General features: G+C 63.5%; 1 protein-coding gene. It reads left to right on the top strand.

The features are described from left to right. Positions 1-942 (top strand): TRAP transporter substrate-binding protein (locus tag AC1DTW_RS28115; protein ID WP_477985333.1); only part of this gene is annotated, 942 nt, incomplete at its 5' end.

Raw genomic sequence — 942 nt, 5'->3', positions numbered from 1 at the left:
GCTCAGGCGCCGATCGTCATCAAGTTCAGCCACGTCGTCGCCCCCGACACGCCGAAGGGCAAGGGCGCGATCAAGTTCAAGGAACTCGCCGAAGAGCGCACCAAGGGCAAGGTCAAGGTCGAGGTCTACCCGAACAGCCAGCTCTACAAGGACAAGGAAGAACTCGAGGCGCTGCAGCTCGGCTCGGTGCAGATGCTGGCACCCTCGCTCGCGAAGTTCGGCCCGCTCGGCGTGAAGGAATTCGAAGTCTTCGACCTGCCGTTCATCTTCAAGGACACGGCYGCGTTCAAGGCCGTCACCGAAGGCCCGGTCGGCGCCGGGCTGTTCCAGAAGCTCGAGCCCAAGGGCATCCACGGCCTGGGCTTCTGGGACAACGGCTTCCACATCATGAGCGCGAACAAGCCGCTGCACAAAGTGGCCGACTTCAAGGGCATGAAGATGCGGATCCAGTCGTCCAAGGTGCTGGAGGCGCAGATGCGCGCGCTCGGCGCGATCCCGCAGGTGATGGCGTTCAGCGAGCTGTACCAGGGCCTGCAGTCGGGCGTCGTCGACGGCACCGAGGGCGTGCCGTCGAACTTCTTCACGCAGAAGATCTACGAGGTGCAGAAGCACATCACGATCTCGAACCACGGCCACCTCGCCTACGCGGTGATCGTCAACAAGAAGTTCTGGGACGGCCTGCCGGCCGACATCCGCACCACGCTCGAAGGCGCGATGAAGGACGCGACGACCTACGCCAACGCGATCGCCGCGACCGAGAACACGATCTCGCTCGACAAGATCAAGGCCAGCGGCAAGAGCACGATCTACACGCTGACGCCGGACGAGACCAACGAGTGGAAGAAGGCGCTGATGCCGGTCCACAAGGAGATGGAAGCGCGCGTCGGCAAGCCGACGATCGACGCTGTCTACAAGGCGGCCGGGTTCGTCGCGCCCAAGTAG

The sequence above is a fragment of the Rhizobacter sp. P5_A1 genome, from assembly GCF_056400745.1.
Note: the sequence above shows the minus strand (reverse complement) of the source record. Positions and strands in the feature narration are given on the sequence as shown.